Origin of the sequence: Corynebacterium dentalis (genome assembly GCF_900232865.1) — a bacterium.
In the GTDB taxonomy this organism is placed as follows: Bacteria; Actinomycetota; Actinomycetes; order Mycobacteriales; family Mycobacteriaceae; genus Corynebacterium; species Corynebacterium dentalis.
Genome location: NZ_OCTS01000003.1, coordinates 1 through 15,190, shown reverse-complemented (window position 1 = coordinate 15,190; position 15,190 = coordinate 1). Strand labels below are relative to the sequence as shown.

Here is a 15,190-nt window from a genome sequence, read left to right as displayed (position 1 = left end):
ATGAATGTATCTGTAGTTGCGTAGTTCGCGTGCCAGCGAGGTCACCCCTCGCACCCTAAACAGCACCAATTTTTGGAGGAAAGATGTCTGAACGCATCGCCAACGAACTTCTCAAGAGCAAGGTTATGAGCGCGGACGAAGCCGCTCAATTCATCAACAACGGTGATGCCATTGGCATGTCCGGCTTCACAGGCGCCGGCTACCCCAAGGCCCTTCCCACCGCGATCGCTAACCGCGCCAAGGAAGCCCAAAGCAAGGGCGATGAGTACAAGGTAGACGTCTACACCGGTGCCTCCACCGCCCCTGACTGCGACGGTGTGATGGCGGAAGCAGATGCCATCAACTACCGCATGCCATACATGGGTGATCCGTCCCTGCGTAAGTCCATCAACGAGGGCAACGCGAAGTACCAAGACATCCACTTGTCTCACTCTCCGCAGTACATCGAGCATGGATTTCTGCCGATCGACGTTGCGGTCATCGAGGTCACCCGCATAACCGAAGAGGGTCACCTGGTCCCTTCTTCCGGCGTGGGCAACAACGTGGAGTTCCTGGACCACGCAGACAAGATCATCCTCGAGGTCAACTCCTGGCAGTCGCTGGACCTGGAGGGAATGCACGATATCTACCGCATTCAGAAGTTGCCCAACCGCACGCCAATCCCAATCAACCAGCCCGGCGACCGTATCGGTAAGACCTACATCGATATCGACGTCAACAAGGTCGTGGCCGTGGTGGAGACCAACTCGGCTGACCGCAACTCTCCATTCAAGGCGCCCGATGACGTCTCCAAGCAGATCGCAGGCCACTTCCTCGACTTCCTCGAAGGAGAGGTCAAGGCAGGTCGCTTGGCGTACGACGAGTACATCATGCAGTCCGGCGTGGGTAACGTACCGAACGCCGTGATGGCAGGGCTGCTGGATTCCAAGTTCGAAAACATCCGCGCCTACACCGAGGTCATCCAGGATGGCATGTTGGATCTGATCGACGCAGGCAAGATGACAGTCGCCTCGTCCACCTCCTTCGCACTGTCCCCGGAAGCCGCGGAGAAGATGAACGAACAGGCTGCGCACTACGCCAAGCACATCATCCTGCGCCCGCAGCAGATCTCCAACCACCCCGAGGTGGTGCGCCGCATGGGGCTGATCGCCACCAACGGCATGATCGAGGCCGATATCTACGGCAACATCAACTCCACCCACATCGCTGGATCCAAGGTGATGAACGGCATCGGCGGTTCCGGAGACTTCACCCGAAACGCGCTCATCTCCTCGTTCATTTCGCCATCCATGGCCAAGGGAGGGGACATCTCGGCGGTCGTGCCGTTTGCGTCGCACATCGACCACACGGAACACGACGCCATGGTGATCATCACCGAACGCGGTGTGGCTGACCTGCGCGGACTGGCCCCACGCGACCGCGTCAAGAAGATGATTCGGATTGCCAATCCGGAGTACCAGCCACTGCTGGAGGAGTACGTGGAAGCCGCGAACAAGGGCTCTGCGCTGGCTACCCCGCACGACCTCTCGCAGGCATTCGCATTCCACACGCGATTCCTGGAGACGGGCTCCATGAAGAAGTAGCGCGCCGACGTTGCTCGCGTTGGATGAACGCGACGGTTGTAGACGGGTCCTAGTTTCATCGCCAGTTCGGCGATGCGCTAGGATCTGTAGCGTTAACGGGCCTTTAGCTCAGTTGGTAGAGCTGCGGACTTTTAATCCGTAGGTCGTGGGTTCGAGCCCCACAGGGCCCACCGTTTTCCCCCGCCTTAGCTGCGGGGGTGGTGCACGATGAGGATCGTGCGCTGAGGCAGCTCGCCCACCAGCTGCTGTGGATCCAGAAGCAGATCCAGGATTTTTTGAGTGGAGGTATCCACGTGTTCCACCGGCTCATCCAGCAACAGAATGGGTGCGGTGGAGACCAGAGCGCGGGCCAGGATGAGGCGGCGGCGCTGACCGCCGGACAGCGAGGCGTCACCGTCGGCGAGCACGGTATCGAGCCCGTCGTCCAAGCCGCGCACCCACTCGCCGAGCCCCAGGGCATCGGTCACATCACGGATCAAGGCATCTGTGGCCTGTGGGTTTCCTACCGCGATGTTGTCCCGGATCGTGGTGGAGAAGACGTGCTCATCCTCAGCCACGAAACGCACGATCCCGCTGGGAGGCTCCACCGCGTTGCCTTCGAGGAGGATGTGGGAGTAGGGGGAGTTGGCGTCGGAAATAAGAACCGAACCAGAACGCGCGGGAACTAGGCCAGCGAGCGTGCGCAACAGGGTGGTTTTGCCTGCGCCAGACGGCGCGATGATTTCCTTGCGGGTGCCGAATGGCAGGTCCAGATCCCAGCGTTGGAGATCGGAAGTATAGCCCGTGACCAGCTCGTGAGCTTGCAGACTCGGCTGGCGTAGCGGGGGATAGTCGGAGTGGGTAGAGCGTGATTCCTCGACGGCGCGCAGACGTGCCAGGGCAGCACGGGCCTGCGCGAGCGATTCAGCCGCCGCAGGTAGGGCGCCCACCGATTCGAACGCGGCCAGCGGCACCAGAATCAGCACCGTGAGCCACTCCTGCGTGTGCAACGGCGTGCCCGCCGCATCGGTGTACGTCCACAGCGCGATCAGTACCGTCGCAATGGCTGTGAACACCACGCTGGCCTCCGCCACGCCGGCCGAGCGCGCAGTCGCTGGCGCCGGAAGACGCTGCGCTCGAGCTACGGCGTGAGTGGCCGCATGCGCCCGCTCCAACTCGTCCTCGAGCGTGTCGTGAATGCGCAGAGCCGCCGAGTGTGACAGCACGTGATCCACCGCGTGATTGTGCGCGCGGGAGGCCTCGTACTGCGCGTTCTGCGCCCTCACCGTGGCCTTGTAGTGCAGGTATGGTGTTCCGACGCCAGCTACGATAAGCCCCACCGCAAGAGTCAGCGCCGCAGCCGGGGAGAGCAGCGCAACAAAGACGATAGCGATGACGCTGGTGAGAAAAGCCACCGCGCCAGGCACCACCGCGCGGACCACGAGGTCAGTGACGGCGTCAATGTCCCCGCCCAGCCGCGTGAGCACGCTACCGCGCTGCCATCCGGACCACAGGCTGGCCGGTGCGTTGGCGAGTCTGCGCCACAGTGCGGTGCGGGTGCGTCCGCTGCTTTCGAGAGCCACGTCATGGGTGATGAGACGGTCCAGATAGCGAAAGGCGGCGCGAGAAATGCCCAAGGCACGCACCGCGGTGACGGCCACGGTGATGTCCATGATCGGTGGCATCTGCCAGGAGCGCGTGATCAGCCAGGCAGAGACCACCGTGAGCGTGAGCGCGGAGAGGAGTGTGAGCGTGCCCGCCAGTACGGGCAGAACGAGGGTACGGGGGCGGATGCCCAAGGAGCGCAAGAACGAGGAATCCCGGGAAGGTACTGATGCAGAACGTGTCATTTCTTAAACCTCCACGACGAGATCAGCGGCGGCGAGCACCAGCGGATCATGGCTGGCGATGACGACGGTGGATCCAGCATCCGCGTGCTCGCGGATCTGTGTGAGCAGTGCGCGGGCGGAATCTTGATCGAGGTGGGCCGTGGGCTCGTCCAAAACGAGTAGTGGCTTGATCCCGGTGGAGCTTTCCTTCGCGAAGGCGGCGAGTTGGCGCTGCCCGAGCGAGAGTTGGGAGGTATCGCCCATCACCTCGGTATCCAAGACCGGGCGCTGTGGCAGATAAGTGCACCGCTGCCAGATTTCCGGGCCGTGGAGTGTACGGGTGTCACTATCGACGCTGACGTGTCCGGCGATGTCCTCCGTGACGATGTCCAGGGCGGCCAATAGCGCGGTGGACTTTCCGGAGCCGTTCGGCCCTGCCAGCACCGTGATGCGTCCGGGCTCTGCGGTAGCGGAGAGATCACGGGGACGGTTGCCGTCTCGTCCGGCGGCGGAAAAGTGATGGAAGTGCACCGTCAGCGGAGCTGGGGCGGCACTTGCGTTGGTATCGGCGGGAGTGGAGGTGCTTGGAGTTGGCGTCGAAGAATCCAACAAATCCAACACGGTGGTGGAGGCAAACACGCCATCCTGCGAGTCATGGAAACGCCGGCCCACCTCGCGGACGGGGCCATAGACCTCAGGAATGATGATGAGCACCGCCAGCCCGGCACCGAAGGTCATATCGCCTGCGAGCAGTCGGAAACCGATGCCCACAGCCACCAAAGCCACAGACAGCGTGACCAAAAACTCCAGCGCCATGCTGGACAAAAACGCGATGCGCAGCACGGACATGGTGGAACGCTTATGTGCGTCCGAAAGACGCTCGATCTCCGCGGTAGGGCTGTCCAGCATGCCGTGTGCACGCAGCGTGGGCAGGCCGCGAATCAGGTCAAAGATCTGCTCGCGGATCAAGCCGACATCGCGCAAACGTGCCTCGGTGCGTCCTTCTGTCAGCAAGCCGATCAGCCACATAAACAGTGGAACTAACGGCAACGTAACCACCGCGATCAGCGCAGACGAAGGATCCAAGTAGGCCACCGCGGCCAGTGCCAGGGGAGTGGCCAATGCGGTGGCTAGCAGCGCGGGGAGGAAGCCCGAAATGTAGTGGGTTAATCCATCCAGACCAGTGCCGAGGATCGTCCGCCACGGGGCGGAATGCAAGAAGCGGGGATCGCGCCGGGAGAGAACGGACAAGGCATCGACTCGAAGGTCCGCGATGACCCCCGCCGCAGCGGAAAGACCAAAACGGGTCTGAGCCCACGCAACGGCAACCCGGATCGCGGCGAAGGCGGCCAGTGCGACCAGTGAACCGGTGTTCTGCGCGAACAATTCGGATCCAGGCAGCGGTTGCTCGGCCACGCGAGCCACCAGCTGACCTGCAACGATGCCAATTCCGATGGTCGCTAAGCTGCGTACCACCACGAGGATCGCTGAAAGGATGATCCAGGACATAGCCGCCCGGGAGCGGGACAGAAGCCGAGGATCAAAAGGGGCGCTAGCCATGGCCTAGTAACCCGCAGACGAATCCGCCAGGGCCTGCGGATCAGCAGAAATGCGTTTGCGGAACACCCAGTACGTCCACGTCTGATAACCAATGACCAGGGGTGTAACCACCAGCGCGGACCACGTCATGATCCGCAGCGTGTACGGGTTGGACGCTGAGTTCCAAATGTCCAGCGATACACCGCCTTCCACCATGGACGGCATGAGAAACGGATATAGGGAGCCGAACAGCAACACAGTCGTACACAGGACAGCCAGAGAACTGGTGAAAAACGCCCATCCATCGCGGTTGCCCAGCGCAGCCAGAACGCTGGCCACCACACACACCAGAGCAATGCCGGTAGCAATCCATGTCCAGTCCTTGCCAAATGCCAGTTGCGTCCACACTGCGAAGCCGCCACAGAACAGCACTGTGAGTCCGGCAGAAACTGGGAGTGCGGCGCCGATGTGCTCCCGCAGCGTGCCGGTGGTCTTCAGCCGCAGGAAAGCCACGGCGTGGAGTACAAACAGCGCGCTAAAAGCGAGGCCACCCAGCAGCGCATAGGGGTTGAGCAGAGCCAGTAGATCAGAAAAACCTGTGGCCATTTGCTTGTTCTCATCGATGCGCACGCCGCGCACCAGGTTGGCCATGGCGATACCCCACAACACGGGCGGGAGCCAAGAGCCGAAGATGATGCCGGCATCGCACAACGAGCGCCAACGTTCCTCCTGCACCTTGGATCGCCATTCCAGCCCCACCACGCGTACGATCAGCGCCAGCAGGATGAAAAACAGCGGCAGGTAGAAGCCGGAAAACATCGTGGCGTACCACTCTGGGAACGCAGCGAATAGCGCACCGCCAGCGGTGATAAGCCAGACCTCGTTGCCATCCCAGACCGGGCCGATCGTGTTGATCATGGCCTTACGTTTCCGCTCCTCCCTGCCCAGAATGGGCAGCAGCATGCCCACGCCGAAATCGAAGCCCTCCAGCAAGAAGTAACCGGCGAATAGCACGGCGACCAGGATGAACCATAAGACGGGAAGTTCTACACCAAACATGATCGTGATCTCCTAAGCCTGGTCCGTACCGGATTGGTCTGTGTGGGGTTCGTCTGTGTTGGGACTGTCCGCGTCCGCATCCGCACGGGAGGTGCCCCCACCTGCGCGGGAAAAACGCACTGGTTCCGGAATCTTGGCACCGAACTGCGTGGCCGTGGGGGTCGCTGGTCCTGGAGATTGAGAGCCGCCGGAGCCATCGAACGTCGGCGCATCATCGTCTGGCGGGCCAGCGATGACGATCCGACGTAACAGCCAGAACCACAGCACCGCCAAGCCCAGATACAGCAGTGTGAAGCCAATCAGCGTGACCCACACCGTGGCCGCGGAGTGATTGGATACACCCATGTCCACCGTCATCCGGATCAGTTCCGTCCGTGGGTCACCCTTGCTTTCTGGGTTGGGGTGCACAATCCATGGTTGGCGGCCCATTTCGGTGAATACCCATCCAGCGGAGTTGGCCAAGAACGGGAAAGGAATGGCCAGCAAACAGCCCAGGCTAAAGATGTGTGCCCACTTGCCCTTGGGCACCCGGCCGCTTCGGGTGAATAGCCAAGCGAAGAATGCCAACGCGAGGGATCCCGCCATCAGGCCGATCATCATGCGGAAGGCCCAGTAGGTCACGAACAGGTTGGGCGAATACAGTCCCGGCCCATACAGCGCCTCCGCCTGAGCCTGCAGGTCCTGCACACCCTGCAGGGTTACGCCAGAGAACTTCCCCTCGGCCAAGAACGGCAGCACCCACGGCAGTTCGATCAAGTGCATGACGGAATCACAGTTGTTGTGCGTGCCCACCGTCAGCACGGAGAACATTGGATCACTGGTGGTGTGGCACAAAGACTCCGCAGAAGCCATCTTCATTGGCTGCTGAGAGAACATCAGCTTTGCCTGGCTGTCACCCGTGAGAACCAGGGCCACAGCGCTGACGATCGTGGTCCAGAAACCCACCCGCATCGCAGAGCGGTGGGTGGCTTCCTGCGGGGAATGTGGACCGTGGTTGCGCTGTTCCCGAACCAACCACCACCCACCGACACCCAGGACGAGCGTGCCGGCGGTGAGGAAGGAACCGGCAACCGTGTGCGGAAACGCAGCTAACGCGGTGGGGTTGGTCAGCAGTGCGCCGAAGTCATTGAGCTCCGCGCGGCCAGTCTCCGGGTTGTATAGCGCGCCCACCGGATGCTGCATGAAGGAGTTGGCCACGATGATGAAGTAGGCAGAGACGTTCACCGCCACCGCGACCACCCAAATACACAGCGTGTGCAGCCACGCGGGGATCCTGCCCCAACCGAAGATCCACAGTCCTAAGAACGTGGACTCAAGGAAGAAAGCAATCAAACCCTCCAGAGCCAACGGGCCGCCGAAGACGTCGCCGATCATGCGCGAGTATTCGGACCAGTTCATGCCGAACTGGAATTCCTGCACGATGCCCGTGGCCACGCCCATGGCGAAGTTGACCAGGAAGATCGTGCCGAAGAAGCGGGTGGCCCGGTACCAATGCTGCTTCTTTGTGGCTAGCCACAAGGTCTGCATGAGCGCGACCAGCGGGGCCAGGCCAATGGTGAGGGGGACGAAAATGAAGTGATAAACGGTGGTGATGCCGAATTGCCAACGTGAGATGTCTACAACATCCATGACGATCGTGCCTTCTTACATCGAAGCGAAAGTGCGGTTGCCTCTGTGGTGTGCGGCGATCCAGCTGGCGGTATGTGATGCACAGCGAAGATCCTTCTAATTTAATAGTCGTTTGCGGGCAAGCGATAGTTCCGAGTTGTGCAATGAATGTGTATCGGGGGTGATGTGGATGCTGTGAACTGCTGATTTGTTCCCGTTCCTAGCCTTGGTTTAGACTAAGCGAGCTGTTAAACGACGCGCATGCGCAGGTGTGTGCTGACTTTGGCATTGCTCCCATCGTCTAGAGGCCTAGGACTCCGCCCTTTCACGGCGGCAACACGGGTTCGAATCCCGTTGGGAGTACGGCCCTGTGGCGCAGTTGGTTAGCGCGCCGCCCTGTCACGGCGGAGGTCGCGGGTTCAAGTCCCGTCAGGGTCGCCATCTTTTACTGGGTGGAACACTTTACATAGTGTTCCACCCGGTTTTGTTTTCCTTGTTTTCTTCTTCTCGACGCCATGCTTGTCGCCTCTTCTGCGGGATTCTAAGGAACAGGATTTTGTCACCACCAGCGGATTTGTAGGTGATCGATAGGTCTGTGTAAAGTATCGGTTCGTGCACAAAACGCGCTGCTAACGTAGCGAATAATGTGCGTGGCCCTGTGGCGCAGTTGGTTAGCGCGCCGCCCTGTCACGGCGGAGGTCGCGGGTTCAAGTCCCGTCAGGGTCGCGTCGGATTCATCTGTCATGGATGAGTTCGCGGCCAGATAGCTCAGTCGGTAGAGCGTTCGCCTGAAAAGTGAAAGGTCGCCGGTTCGATCCCGGCTCTGGCCACCATAGTGGTTAAGAAAATCCCCCAGCCTTCGCGGCTGGGGGATTTTTGCATTCAGCTCGCCCGGAGTGTCCCGGCTCGTAGCTACACTGGGGAACCTGACACCGACACTCAGCAAACGAATGCTGACAGAGGCGGTTGAAAGACTCGCGTTTGGCGTCGGATGAATAAGGAAAAAGGAAGGTTCACACCATGGCACAATCAGTGCGCAAGAAGATTGACCGCTTCGTCATCGAGGTCGATGGCCAGGAGGCCGGCTTCGCGGCGTTCGTTGACTCCCCAGAGGGCGATGTGCGGGATTTCAACCACACGGTGGTGGATTCCGATTTCCGTGGGCAGGGCCTGTCCAAGCCGCTGATTACGGAGGCACTGGATGCCACGCATGAAGAGGGCATGAAGATCAAGGCCACCTGCTCGGCAGTGGCTGGGTTCGTGGAGAAGAACCCGGAGTACCAAGACCTGCTGGCTTAAATGTTGTTCTGCATGTCGTCAACGTATTTGACGGCATCCACCAGCGGGGTGTTCTGATCCGGCTTGCGCGGGCGGATCTTGGCTGGGATACCCGTGAGGATCGAATTCGCAGGGGCATCCTTGGTCACCACGGCGTTTGCACCGATCGCGGAGCCGGCGCCGATGGTGATGGGGCCTAGCACCTTAGCTCCCGCACCCACCATCACGCCGTCTTCGAGGGTGGGGTGGCGCTTGCGCTGTACCAGCTCGGAGCCGCCGAGGGTCACGCCGTGATAGAGCATCACATCATCGCCGATCTCTGCAGTCTCACCGATGACCACGCCCATGCCGTGGTCGATGAAGAAGCGACGGCCGATCGTGGCTCCGGGGTGGATCTCCACGCCCGTGAAGAAGCGGGCGAGCTGGCTCAAGATGCGCGCAGGAGCCCGGTGGCCGCGCTCCCATAGGGAATGCGAAACGCGGTGCGACCAAATGGCGTGCAGACCGGAGTAGACCAGTGCGTTTTCCAAGTCGCCGCGGGCGGCTGGGTCGTGGGAGCGTGCATTGTTCAGATCCTCGCGGAGAAGCCCCAGGATGCTCACGTGAATACCTCTTTCATGCCACAGCGTAGTCTCCTGCAGCCTTACATAGACTAACGCGCTACTTAACCAATTGAAGGATAAGTAGCGCGTTGCTATTCCCTGCAATGATTGTTGGGGTGAATAGCGGGGGAGTATGATTACTGCCTTGTGCCTGGCGGCGGGGGATTAATCGCGCAGGTCTTCGAACAGCACAGTGGAGACGTAGCGCTCGCCGAAGTCGCAAACGATGACCACGATGGTCTTGCCTTCATTCTCGGGCTTCTTGGCTTCTTCCAGTGCGGCCCATACGGCGGCACCGGAGGAGATGCCGGCGAGGATGCCCTCTTGCACGGCGAGTTCGCGGGCCACGCGGATAGACTCATCGAGTGGCGCATCGTGGACGCGATCCAGAATGTCGCGGTTCAGGTTGTCTGGGAAGAAGTTGGTGCCCAGGCCCTGGATCTTGTGTGGTCCAAAGCGGCCTTCGGACAGCAGTGGGGAATCGGCTGGTTCCACGCCGACGACCTCGAGGCCTTCCTTCTGCTCCTTGAGGTACTTGCCAGCGCCGGAAACGGTGCCGCCGGTGCCGACGCCGGCGACGAAGATGTCGATGTCGCCGTCCGTGTCAGCCCAGATCTCTGGGCCGGTGGTGTTGTAGTGGATTCCCGGGTTGGCTGGGTTGGAGAACTGGCGTGCGAGCACGGCGTTCTCGGTGGATTCCACGATCTCGTTGGCCTTGTCCACGGCGCCCTGCATGCCGCCGGTGCCTGGGGTGAGAACCAGCTCTGCGCCGAGTGCGCGGAGCATGACGCGACGCTCGGTGGACATGGTCTCTGGCATGGTCAGGATGACCTTGTAGCCGCGTGCTGCGCCGACCATGGCCAGGGCGATGCCGGTGTTGCCGGAGGTTGCCTCGACGATGGTGCCGCCGGGCTTGAGGGAGCCGTCCTTCTCGGCGGCTTCCACAATGGCTACGCCGATGCGGTCCTTGACGGAGTTGCCGGGGTTGGAGGCCTCTAGCTTGGCGATAACAGTTGCGCCTAGTCCCTCGGTGAGCTTGTTTAGCTTCACCAGTGGGGTGTTTCCAATGAGGTCAGTGAGGTTTTCGTAGATCTTAGCCATGAGCGTGCGTGCTCCTTACTGCATCAGCATCATCGTGTAGACCGTTCGGTCTACTTGGGTATGTAAGCGAGTCTACCCCCACCGTCTCGTGTTCGTCCACCTGGTTTCGAACCCCAATCTTTTTCTTCTTTTCGACGCCAATCTCCAGCGCATTTCCACTACCGTCCATTGGCCCTAAGGGGTTAGAACGTTCAAAAGGTGGCGAAACGACGTGCAGGTCGTGGACAATGGCACCCATGAGCAGCTTTGAAACCATTCAGACATCCGTAGAGGGCGCAGTAGCCACCATCACCATCGACCGCCCCAAGGCATTGAATGCCTTGAATAGCCAAGTGCTCGAGGAGGTTGTGGCCGCTGCCGAGGGCTTCGACGCTGACGAGAACATCGGCGCGATTGTGCTGACGGGCAGCGAGAAGGCGTTTGCCGCGGGCGCCGATATTAAGGAAATGCAGACCAAGTCCTACCCAGGCATCCGCATGGAGCGGATGTTTGAGGATTGGGAGCGCTTGGCGAAGCTGGAAACTCCGCTGATCACCGCAGTGTCCGGCTACGCGCTGGGCGGCGGCTGCGAGGTGGCCATGTTGGGCGACATCCTGCTGGCCAGCGAATCCGCGAAGTTCGGACAGCCAGAGATCACGTTGGGCATCATCCCAGGCATGGGCGGCACGCAGCGCCTGACCCGCGCGGTGGGCAAGTACAAGGCCATGGATCTGATCCTTACCGGACGCACCATGGATGCAGAGGAAGCCGAGCGCAGTGGCCTGGTCTCCCGCGTGCTTCCAGTGGAGGGCTTCCAGGAGGAAGTGGCCAAGGTCGCCCAGAAGGTGGCAGGAATGTCTCAGGTGGCCACCGCTGCCGCCACGAAGATGGTGGATGCCGCATACGAAACCACGCTGACCCAGGGTGTCGCGACCGAGCGCGATACTTTCTGGGCTCTGTTTGCCACCGAGGATCAGTCCGAGGGAATGGATGCCTTCGTGAACAAGCGCAAGCCAGAGTGGAAGAATTGCTAACCTGCCACTTGCCGCTGATAGGGCCTTTGAACTGCCCTAATTTAGAGTTGAGTGAAAGGTTGAGCCATGGGAGACGGACTGTCGTGGCAGACTGAAACCCATGGCAAAGAAGAAAAAGTTCACCCTGCACAGTGCCCTGCCCATTCAGGAGTTGCACGCGGTGCTCACCTCAGAGCGCTACTTGCTGACCAACGAGGGCATTGAAAATCCTGGAAACTCCCGCGTGGTGGACGCTGAGCAGAGCGTTCGAGACGATGGCACGGTCACTGCCCGCGTGCATATGGCGAGCCAGGTCAAAGCTGCAGGAGCTGCCGAGCAGCCGGAGGCTGAAGCGGCGGGCGGCGACGAGGTTGGCGTGGAAAATAATGGCGAACCAGCTGCATCCCAACCAAACGAAATGCACGTCGAGCAGACCACAACCGTCTCGCCGATAGAAGAAGACCGCAAGGGACTGAACTTCCGATTCGCCACCATCATGCCGCTGCCAGGCCGCATGGGCACGGTGTTTACGGACATGGATGTTCGCCCCGATGACGCTGGAACGGGCAGTGACGTAGACGTAGAAATGCGGGTCGACACTAGCATTCCGATCATTGGCCCGAAGTTGGCTAAGCACCTGCTGGGAAATTCCGAGGAATCTGTGGGCAAGGGTCTGCGACGGGCCGAGCGGCTAGTGACATTTCCCACTGACGAGACGGGCCCTAATCAATCCTGACCTGCACTTTATGCTTTCCCGTTCATCCCGGCATGCTTGCACGGCGAGGCAAACTTGGTTGTGAGTTTTGGGGGTATTCGGGGGGTGGTTTATACTCACCTCAGACATGTCACCCAGACGATTGATATCCCCCAGGTAGGTGTCCCACAAAGTGGGTCGCCGAGCAGTGGTCAGGTTGTTTACCAATACTTCTGACCTGCGCCTAGAGGATCTGAGATATTTTTCGGGCCAGCCCGGAAAACCTGTAAAGGGAGTGAGTCCGTGGAGCAGCAGCGCCATCGTGATGACGAAGACGCGATCTACAACGCGCTGAATTCGTTGAAGAATGCTACGGGCATTCCAGCGACCATGTACGCAGCAACTTTTCCGGACGGCAAGTTGCGCATAACCAACTGGGTCGGGCTTCGCACTCCGGCGCTGCACAACCTGGAGATCGCACCAGGACTCGGCGTGGGGGGACGCGTGGTGCAGACCCGTCGCCCAGTAGGCGTTTCTGATTACACGCGGGCCAAGTCCATCTCTCATGATTTCGACCGGCAGATCCGCGACGAGGGAATGCACAGCATCGTGGCAGTCCCCGTCATCGTGAGCCGCGAGGTCAAGGGCGTTTTGTACGCCGGCGTTCATTCTCGGGCGAGGATGGGGGACAAGGTCCTCGAGGAAGTCACCATGACCGCCCGCTGTCTCGAGCAGGAATTCGCGATCAACGAGGCCTTGCGCCGTTCCGGAGGTGCCCGAGGTGCAGCCTCTGGCACGGGGGTCAAGCAAGTGCGCTCCATGTCCGGCGCGGAGTGGGAGCAGGTGCGCGCTACGCACTCTAAGCTGCGGATGCTGGCCAACCGCGTCAACGATGAAAGCCTGCGCCGCGACCTCGAAGTGCTGTGCGATCAGATGGTTTCCCCGGTTCGCGTCAAGCAGACCACCAAGCTTTCCGCCCGTGAGCTGGACGTTTTGGCTTGCGTCGCACTGGGGCACACCAACGTTGAAGCCGCCGCGGAGATGGGAATTGGCGCCGAGACCGTCAAAAGTTACCTGCGCTCTGTCATGCGCAAGCTCGGAGCACACACCCGTTACGAGGCCGTGAATGCTGCGCGGCGTATCGGTGCGCTGCCCTGATCCCCTCGGTCTCTTTTTTTCTCGACGCCACCACGGTTCCGACCGGGTGGTGTCTCGCATGAAATCTGTACTCCTTTCTGGCTAGGGTGGGACGTGTGAAAGATAGCTTTCTAGTTCATGGAGGGGCGCGCCTGCATGGCGCCGTCAAGGTAGCTGGCGCGAAGAACAGCGTGCTGAAGTTGATGTCTGCCGCATTGTTGGCGCCCGGCACAACGGTTTTGACCAACTGTCCGGACATCGCGGACGTCAGTTATATGGCTGATGTGTTGCGCGGCCTCGGCTGTGAGGTGGAACTGTCTGGGGATACTGTGCGGATCTCCACTCCGGAAGTGGTGGAATACAATGCGGACTTTGACGCGGTACGCCAGTTCCGTGCGTCGGTGGCAGTCCTGGGGCCGTTGACTGCTCGTCGACACAAGGCGCGAGTGGCGCTACCGGGCGGTGACGCGATTGGATCCCGTCCATTGGATATGCACCAAAGCGGGCTGGAGCGTATGGGAGCGACCACCCGCATCGAACATGGCTGTGTGGTGGCAGAGGTAGAGTACCTACGTGGCGCGACCATCAAGTTGGACTTTCCTTCCGTGGGTGCGACGGAAAACATCCTGACGGCGGCGGTACTTGCTGAAGGAACGACAGTGCTGGACAACGCAGCGCGGGAACCGGAGATCGTTGACCTGTGCAACTTCCTCATCGAGATGGGAGCACAGGTAGAGGGAGCCGGAAGCAACACCATTACCGTGCACGGCGTGGATCACTTGAGCCCCGTGGAACACGAGGTAGTGGGTGACCGAATCGTCGCCGGCACGTGGGCATACGCCGCAGCGATTACCCGCGGCGATATCACAGTGGGCGGAATTGATCCTGCTCATCTGCACTTGGTGCTGGGCAAGCTAAAGATGGCAGGCGCGCAGGTGGAGACATACCCCAGTGGCTTCCGCGTGGTGCAAGACAGGCAACCGACTGCGGTGGACTACCAAACTCTGCCTTTCCCAGGTTTCCCAACGGACCTGCAGCCTCTAGCTATCGCACTGTGTGCAGCCAGTGAGGGAATGTCCGTGATTACGGAGAACATCTTTGAGTCTAGGTTCCGCTTCGTGGACGAGATGATGCGACTGGGAGTGGACGCGTCTATTGATGGCCATCATGTAGTGATCCGTGGCGGACGTGAACTTTCCTCGGCACCGGTGTGGAGTTCCGATATCCGCGCGGGTGCTGGATTGGTGCTGGCCGGGCTGATCGCCGATGGAGTGACTGAAGTCCACGATGTCTATCACGTAGATAGGGGATACCCAGGCTTCGATCAGCAGCTCAATGCGCTGGGCGCGCGCGTGGAGCGCAAGTCTGTGTAGCTTTCGGTCTTGCGTTTTGCTGGTGTGACCTGCGGGGTTGTGTTCGTTCGGGGTGGTGTGTACATTTATTCAAGTCAGCGCGACCGACACCGCCACTGCGAGTCAGTGGTTGGCAGGACAACAGGCCCTGACAAATCCCTTTTCTTTCACGGTCTGAATTTTTTCAGCGTTGTGTCCGAGAGCGCGTGGAAGATAAAGAGTTCACGAAGATTTTGCTTTTCAGTAACTTTGTGGATAGACTCGGAAATCCGTCACAGCGACCAGCACACTTTGAGTGTGTGAGTGTTGGTGTGTGCATATGATGTTTGAGAACTCAATAGCGTGATGAACCAAGTTATTTTTTGGATTCCACAGTGCCGTGCTGTCACATTCTGGTGATGGTCGGTATCACGGATAACCGATTGGCAAACGCAACG

12 protein-coding genes and 5 tRNA genes are annotated in these 15,190 nt (G+C 60.2%); 11 read left to right on the top strand and 6 right to left on the bottom strand.

Annotated features, from left to right (window positions below):
• Window positions 1-83 precede the first annotated feature (83 nt).
• Together scpC and CS919_RS03145 are read left to right on the top strand one after the other, a co-directional pair.
• On the top strand, window positions 84-1,583 hold the full coding sequence (gene scpC / locus CS919_RS03150; protein WP_099298057.1) for a succinyl-CoA:acetate CoA-transferase ScpC: 1,500 nt from the start codon (window positions 84-86) through the stop codon (window positions 1,581-1,583).
• 97 nt (window positions 1,584-1,680) lie between these two features.
• Window positions 1,681-1,753 (top strand) — tRNA-Lys (locus CS919_RS03145).
• A gap of 15 nt (window positions 1,754-1,768) precedes the next feature.
• On the opposite strand, the gene cydC is transcribed toward CS919_RS03145, so the two are convergent.
• From cydC to CS919_RS03125, 4 genes are read right to left on the bottom strand one after another with little or no spacing between them, the layout of a single operon-like run.
• A complete protein-coding gene (cydC, locus tag CS919_RS03140) occupies window positions 1,769-3,412 on the bottom strand; it encodes a thiol reductant ABC exporter subunit CydC (protein WP_099298056.1) in 1,644 nt (547 codons plus the stop codon).
• Between the two features lie 3 nt (window positions 3,413-3,415).
• Complete coding sequence (locus CS919_RS03135; RefSeq protein ID WP_099298055.1) at window positions 3,416-4,951, bottom strand: ABC transporter transmembrane domain-containing protein; 1,536 nt, start codon at window positions 4,949-4,951, stop codon at window positions 3,416-3,418.
• A 3-nt stretch (window positions 4,952-4,954) separates the two neighbouring features.
• Entirely contained in the window at window positions 4,955-5,989 is a 1,035-nt protein-coding gene (gene cydB, locus CS919_RS03130) for a cytochrome d ubiquinol oxidase subunit II (RefSeq protein WP_099298054.1), read from the bottom strand.
• Between the two features lie 12 nt (window positions 5,990-6,001).
• On the bottom strand, window positions 6,002-7,618 hold the full coding sequence (locus CS919_RS03125) for a cytochrome ubiquinol oxidase subunit I (protein ID WP_099298053.1): 1,617 nt from the start codon (window positions 7,616-7,618) through the stop codon (window positions 6,002-6,004).
• A 269-nt stretch (window positions 7,619-7,887) separates the two neighbouring features.
• On the opposite strand from CS919_RS03125, the gene CS919_RS03120 reads away from it, so the two are divergent.
• The 5 genes from CS919_RS03120 (at window position 7,888) to CS919_RS03100 (ending at window position 8,896) form a co-directional block, all read left to right on the top strand.
• Window positions 7,888-7,960 (top strand) — tRNA-Glu (locus tag CS919_RS03120).
• 1 nt (window position 7,961) lies between these two features.
• Window positions 7,962-8,038 (top strand) — tRNA-Asp (locus CS919_RS03115).
• Window positions 8,039-8,249: 211 nt separating this feature from the next.
• Window positions 8,250-8,323: transfer RNA gene (locus CS919_RS03110), tRNA-Asp, on the top strand.
• A 31-nt stretch (window positions 8,324-8,354) separates the two neighbouring features.
• Window positions 8,355-8,430: transfer RNA gene (locus CS919_RS03105), tRNA-Phe, on the top strand.
• A gap of 187 nt (window positions 8,431-8,617) precedes the next feature.
• Complete coding sequence (locus CS919_RS03100) at window positions 8,618-8,896, top strand: GNAT family N-acetyltransferase (protein WP_099298052.1); 279 nt, start codon at window positions 8,618-8,620, stop codon at window positions 8,894-8,896.
• On the opposite strand, the gene epsC is transcribed toward CS919_RS03100, so the two are convergent.
• Together epsC and cysK are read right to left on the bottom strand one after the other, a co-directional pair.
• Window positions 8,893-9,477, bottom strand: a complete 585-nt coding sequence (epsC, locus tag CS919_RS03095) for a serine O-acetyltransferase EpsC (RefSeq protein WP_099298051.1) — start codon at window positions 9,475-9,477, stop codon at window positions 8,893-8,895. The genes CS919_RS03100 and epsC overlap by 4 nt on opposite strands.
• A 165-nt stretch (window positions 9,478-9,642) precedes the next feature.
• Entirely contained in the window at window positions 9,643-10,578 is a 936-nt protein-coding gene (gene cysK, locus CS919_RS03090) for a cysteine synthase A (RefSeq protein ID WP_099298050.1), read from the bottom strand.
• Window positions 10,579-10,805: 227 nt separating this feature from the next.
• Here cysK and CS919_RS03085 point away from each other — a divergent pair, with 227 nt between their 5' ends.
• The 4 genes from CS919_RS03085 (at window position 10,806) to murA (ending at window position 14,774) form a co-directional block, all read left to right on the top strand.
• Entirely contained in the window at window positions 10,806-11,591 is a 786-nt protein-coding gene (locus CS919_RS03085; protein ID WP_099298049.1) for an enoyl-CoA hydratase-related protein, read from the top strand.
• A gap of 100 nt (window positions 11,592-11,691) precedes the next feature.
• On the top strand, window positions 11,692-12,306 hold the full coding sequence (locus CS919_RS03080) for a DUF2505 family protein (RefSeq protein WP_099298048.1): 615 nt from the start codon (window positions 11,692-11,694) through the stop codon (window positions 12,304-12,306).
• Window positions 12,307-12,567: 261 nt separating this feature from the next.
• The gene (ramA, locus tag CS919_RS03075; RefSeq protein ID WP_099298047.1) at window positions 12,568-13,422 is read left to right on the top strand and encodes an acetate metabolism transcriptional regulator RamA; all 855 of its coding nucleotides are present in this window, start codon (window positions 12,568-12,570) and stop codon (window positions 13,420-13,422) included.
• 95 nt (window positions 13,423-13,517) lie between these two features.
• Window positions 13,518-14,774, top strand: coding sequence for a UDP-N-acetylglucosamine 1-carboxyvinyltransferase (gene murA, locus CS919_RS03070; protein ID WP_099298046.1), 1,257 nt, complete (start codon window positions 13,518-13,520; stop codon window positions 14,772-14,774).
• Window positions 14,775-15,190: the final 416 nt, after the last annotated feature.

What these genes read in the sequence shown, in the direction of transcription:
- scpC (WP_099298057.1), top strand. Translation starts at nt 84, where the DNA reads ATGTCTGAACGCATCGCCAACGAACTTCTCAAGAGCAAGGTTATGAGC.
- cydC (WP_099298056.1), bottom strand. Translation starts at nt 3,412, where the DNA reads ATGACACGTTCTGCATCAGTACCTTCCCGGGATTCCTCGTTCTTGCGC.
- CS919_RS03135 (WP_099298055.1), bottom strand. Translation starts at nt 4,951, where the DNA reads ATGGCTAGCGCCCCTTTTGATCCTCGGCTTCTGTCCCGCTCCCGGGCG.
- cydB (WP_099298054.1), bottom strand. Translation starts at nt 5,989, where the DNA reads ATGTTTGGTGTAGAACTTCCCGTCTTATGGTTCATCCTGGTCGCCGTG.
- CS919_RS03125 (WP_099298053.1), bottom strand. Translation starts at nt 7,618, where the DNA reads ATGGATGTTGTAGACATCTCACGTTGGCAATTCGGCATCACCACCGTT.
- CS919_RS03100 (WP_099298052.1), top strand. Translation starts at nt 8,618, where the DNA reads ATGGCACAATCAGTGCGCAAGAAGATTGACCGCTTCGTCATCGAGGTC.
- cysK (WP_099298050.1), bottom strand. Translation starts at nt 10,578, where the DNA reads ATGGCTAAGATCTACGAAAACCTCACTGACCTCATTGGAAACACCCCA.
- CS919_RS03085 (WP_099298049.1), top strand. Translation starts at nt 10,806, where the DNA reads ATGGCACCCATGAGCAGCTTTGAAACCATTCAGACATCCGTAGAGGGC.
- CS919_RS03080 (WP_099298048.1), top strand. Translation starts at nt 11,692, where the DNA reads ATGGCAAAGAAGAAAAAGTTCACCCTGCACAGTGCCCTGCCCATTCAG.